Below are 4,341 nucleotides of genomic sequence, written 5' to 3' on the forward strand. Positions count from 1 at the left end.
ACCCTAGTACACTTTAAGGAGATACAAATGAAATCATTAGCTAAACTGAGCGCCGTTATCCTGCCTTTGGCATTACTGACTGCATGTGCAAATACTGCTGAAATGGAAGCATTAAAAGGTTCAGTAGAATCTGCACAATCAACAGCTGATTCTGCTTTAGTTGCAGCTCGCAACGCGCAAAGTACTGCTGATACTGCACAACGTACAGCTTCTGACGCTGAACTGGCTGCAATGAATGCTCAAAAAGCGGCTGAAGATGCACAAGCACAAGTTGATGCTTGCTGTGCAAAAATCGACCGTATGTTTGAAAAAGCAATGAGCAAATAATCTAAACAATTATTTTCAAAGCTAAAACAAAAAAGCCGGGATTTATCCCGGCTTTTTTGATTCTGCCGTTTGCTGTTTTGTCAGAACATTTCTTCTGACAGATGCGCAGGCCAAACTGGAATACCTGCTGCCGCAGAAATTCTATCCGCCGCTTCACGCGCAGCTTGCAGACTATCAAACGGCCCTACTACTACTTCATCAATCGCTTTATTTCTCAATGGCCAGAATTTGTCCTGCATATTCAATTCCTGTAATGCTTTGCGCATTTTTGCGCCGGTTTCCAACTTTAAACCGCCATGTACAAACCAGACATTATCAACAATCTTTTCTTCTTGCTGATTAAGCTGCTTAACGACACCATGCGTAGACATGACAATCTCTTCAGCAAAGGGCCAGTCCTGTTCTGATAACACGGAATCCTGTGCATCCAATACGGCCATCACCATGGGGGTCATATTACCGCTCACTCCATCATACATTTCAGGAATCGGCTTATGCGCTTCCAGATATAGCTTGCCGTTAGACAGGGCAGCTTTATAAGGATGATGAATAATATTCACTTGGGTGTTTAATGAGACCAGGCTATACAAATGTTCAATATCTTCCGGATACAAACGAATACAACCGCTACTGACTCGTAAACCAACCCCGTATGGTTTGGCAGTACCATGAATCAAATAGCTTGGATTGGATAAACGTATAGCGCGTGTGCCAAGAGGATTATCCGGGCCAGGAGGTACAACTGCTGGCAGGATATCGCCCTCTGCCGCATGTTCTCTACGTACAGATTCTGGTGGTGTCCATGAAGGATTTTCACGTTTTTGAATAATAGATAGCTTACCTAAAGGCGTGTCCCGGCCTTCACGGCCAATACCGATTGGGTGAGTGATGACTTGTTGTGCTTGATTGGCCTGTTTCGGCGGAAAATAAAATAATCGCATTTCCGGAATATTGATCACGACACCTTTTTGGGGAGCATCAGGCAGAATGAATCTGTTCGGTATCAATACCGGTTGATTATCGCCTGGCAACCAGGGATCCAGATTTGGATTCGCCGCAACCATATCGGTGTAACCCATATCAAATTTACGACCAATATCCAGTAAAGTATCTTCGTGTCGACTGTAAACAACGAGGTTGTGTCCGATGACACGGGTTTCCTCATCATGCAATTCAAAGGTGGTTGCACCGACTGGCAATACTAATAAACTAGTGGCCAAACCGATAAATAAACGACTAATCATTACAAACCTATAGAGTTAAGGGTGAATAAACAGCAGCTATTGTACAATGTTCCATGACAAGTGTTACTACTGAGGAATGTTGAACAAAAAAAGTAGCCTTCATTAGTGACACTGAAAGATAAACTGTCCGTGGTGATGCTTTGCCAAGTTAAACAGTCTACAATCGCAGGCTGTAATTTTTTGTTTTGATACAGATAGAAGCCAATGATGAAATACATCCTGACATTGTTCCTGTTGCTGACACTAACTGCATGTTCTTTCTTTTCAGGGAGAGAGCCTGTAGTTGCTGAAGAAAGCTGGACCGTAGAACGGGTTTACGCCGAAGCCAAAGCGGCTTTAAACATTAATGATTACCGCACAGCCATTGAATACTACGAACAACTGGAAGCGCGTTTTCCATTTGGTCAATATGCGCAACAGGCATTACTTGATTCGGCTTATGCCTATTACAAAATAGACGAGCCGGAAACCGCTATCGCTACATTGGATCGTTTTATGCGTGTCTATCCGCTTAACGAGAACGTTGATTACGCCATGTACCTGCGTGGGCTTATCAATTTCAACCGCGATATGGGTATTCTGGAAAAATATATTCCCCGCGATGAAACACAACGTGATCCCGGATCAGCCTTACAGGCTCTGCGTGATTTCACAACGCTGGTAAATCGTTTCCCAACCAGTCGTTACAGTGATGATGCTGCTCAACGCATTGTTTATCTGCGTAATCGTTTAGCCCAACATGAGTTACATGTTGCCAACTATTATATGCGTCGTGCGTCATATCTTGCGGCCGCTAACCGTGCCAAGTATGTCATTGAGAACTACCCGCGCACTCCAGCAATGCCGGATGCATTAGTGATCATGGCCAAGGCTTATAAAATTCTGGAACTGGATGATTTGTCTGAAGACGCATTACGCGTTTTGGAAAGAAACTACCCTGGTCATACAGGGGTAGCCGATGTACGCAGAACGACGCTGTTTGATTAACAGCGTCGTTTTATTGGCCGGCTGAATTTAGATAGCCGCTTCGCCATCTTCACCTGTACGGATCCGAATGGCTCGTTCCAGAGGTGAAACAAAAATTTTGCCATCGCCAATCCGACCGGTATGTGCGGCTTTGGTAATGGCTTCGATACACGCATCCACCTGATCATCTGCCAGCACGATTTCCATTTTTACTTTCGGTAGAAAGTCCACAACATATTCCGCGCCACGATACAGTTCTGTATGACCTTTTTGTCTGCCAAAACCTTTGACTTCGGAAACCGTCATACCGGTGACCCCGATATCAGACAATGCTTCACGTACATCATCCAGTTTGAACGGTTTAATAATGGCTTCGATTTTTTTCATGTGATTGCCTACTCTATAGTTGACGTTACGGTATAACCTGATGTTATCGGATAGCGACGATCTCTGCCAAATGCTCTGCCGGTAATGCGAATTCCCGGCGGAGCCTGACGCCGTTTATATTCACTACGATCTACCATTTTAATGACCTGTGCAACCGTTTCTGCATTAAATCCGGATGCGACCAGATCCTCAAAACAGCCATCATTCGCTACATAGGCTTCCAGGATGTCATCCAATACTTCATATGCAGGCAATGAGTCCTGATCCAGCTGATCGGCTGAAAGCTCTGCCGAAGGTGGGCGCGTAATAATTCGTTCAGGGATCGCCCGGGCCAGGCTATTTCGGTAATGCGCCAGCTTATAAACAAGGGTTTTATATACATCTTTCAGTGGCGAGAAACCGCCTGCCATATNNTATCACCATACAGGGTGGAATAACCAACGGCCATTTCACTTTTATTACCGGTAGAAAGCACCATAGCACCTGTTTTGTTAGATATCGCCATCAGCAATACTCCGCGACAACGGGCCTGTATATTTTCTTCGGTGCCATCCGGCTGTGTGCCCGCAAAAACATCTTCCAACTCATGCAGAAATGATCGAAACAAATTTTCAATACCAATTATCCGATATTGAACGTTCAGGATAGCGGCCATTTCTGCTGCATCATCCAGGCTGATTTGCGAGGTATAGCGTGAAGGCATCATCACTGCCTGTACACGTTCAGCACCAAGTGCATCAACGGCCAACGCCATGGTTAAAGCTGAATCAATGCCACCGGATAAACCGATGACTACACCCGGAAAGTGATTTTTTTCCACATAATCCCGCAAACCGCAAACTAAAGCGTTATATACCGTTTCCAGCTCACCCATCAATGGTTGTTGTGGTCCTTCCAGTTGAACTTCCTGTCCGGTTTTGTGCACCTTAATTGGCACCAATGCTGCTGCAAATTGTATGGCCTGGACGCTTTTTTCACCTGACGCATTGACCGCAAATGACGCGCCATCAAATACCAGCTCATCCTGACCACCAATCTGGTTCACATATAAAATCGGGACATTATTTTCCCGCGCCCGCTTGCACACTTCGGCCTCACGCAACAGCGTTTTGTCCTGCTTAAATGGAGAGGCATTCAAATTAACAATGATTTCAGCCCCGGCATCCACAGCCTGAGCCGTTGGCTCGACAAACCAGATATCTTCGCAGATGGTTAAACCGATCTTAATCTGGTTTATTTCAATGATGGTGGCTTCATGGCCTTCGATGAAGTAACGCTTTTCATCAAACACCCCGTAATTGGGTAGTTTTTGTTTGAAGTATTGTGCGGTAATCTGATGTTTGCTGATGACAGAAGCCACATTAAACAACTCTTTACCAACTTCACCTAACGGGTGACCCACAATAATCGTGATATC

Annotated in this window: 6 protein-coding genes; 2 read left to right on the top strand and 4 right to left on the bottom strand. The window is 45.0% G+C overall.

Features of this window, described 5'->3' with window-relative positions:
• On the top strand, positions 1-327 hold a 327-nt coding region (locus tag B3O33_RS06690; protein WP_292363249.1), incomplete at its 5' end, for an Lpp/OprI family alanine-zipper lipoprotein.
• Positions 328-407: 80 nt separating this feature from the next.
• Here the strand turns inward: B3O33_RS06690 and B3O33_RS06695 are convergent.
• Positions 408-1,571 (bottom strand): L,D-transpeptidase family protein, encoded by a 1,164-nt coding sequence (locus B3O33_RS06695; RefSeq protein ID WP_292361709.1) that lies wholly within the window; start codon positions 1,569-1,571, stop codon positions 408-410.
• Positions 1,572-1,775: 204 nt separating this feature from the next.
• On the opposite strand from B3O33_RS06695, the gene B3O33_RS06700 reads away from it, so the two are divergent.
• Positions 1,776-2,558, top strand: coding sequence for an outer membrane protein assembly factor BamD (locus B3O33_RS06700; protein WP_292361708.1), 783 nt, complete (start codon positions 1,776-1,778; stop codon positions 2,556-2,558).
• A 27-nt stretch (positions 2,559-2,585) separates the two neighbouring features.
• On the opposite strand, the gene B3O33_RS06705 is transcribed toward B3O33_RS06700, so the two are convergent.
• The 3 genes from B3O33_RS06705 to nadE (B3O33_RS06710) form a co-directional block, all read right to left on the bottom strand.
• A complete protein-coding gene (locus tag B3O33_RS06705; protein WP_292355467.1) occupies positions 2,586-2,924 on the bottom strand; it encodes a P-II family nitrogen regulator in 339 nt (112 codons plus the stop codon).
• Between the two features lie 8 nt (positions 2,925-2,932).
• Positions 2,933-3,334, bottom strand: a complete 402-nt coding sequence (gene nadE / locus B3O33_RS15970; protein WP_349676302.1) for an NAD(+) synthase — start codon at positions 3,332-3,334, stop codon at positions 2,933-2,935.
• Positions 3,310-4,341: NAD(+) synthase (gene nadE, locus B3O33_RS06710; protein WP_349676303.1), on the bottom strand; the 1,032-nt coding region annotated here is incomplete at its 5' end. The genes nadE (B3O33_RS06710) and nadE (B3O33_RS15970), both read right to left, overlap by 25 nt.

Source organism: Methylophaga sp. UBA1464, from assembly GCF_002325665.1.
Taxonomy (GTDB): domain Bacteria; phylum Pseudomonadota; class Gammaproteobacteria; order Nitrosococcales; family Methylophagaceae; genus Methylophaga.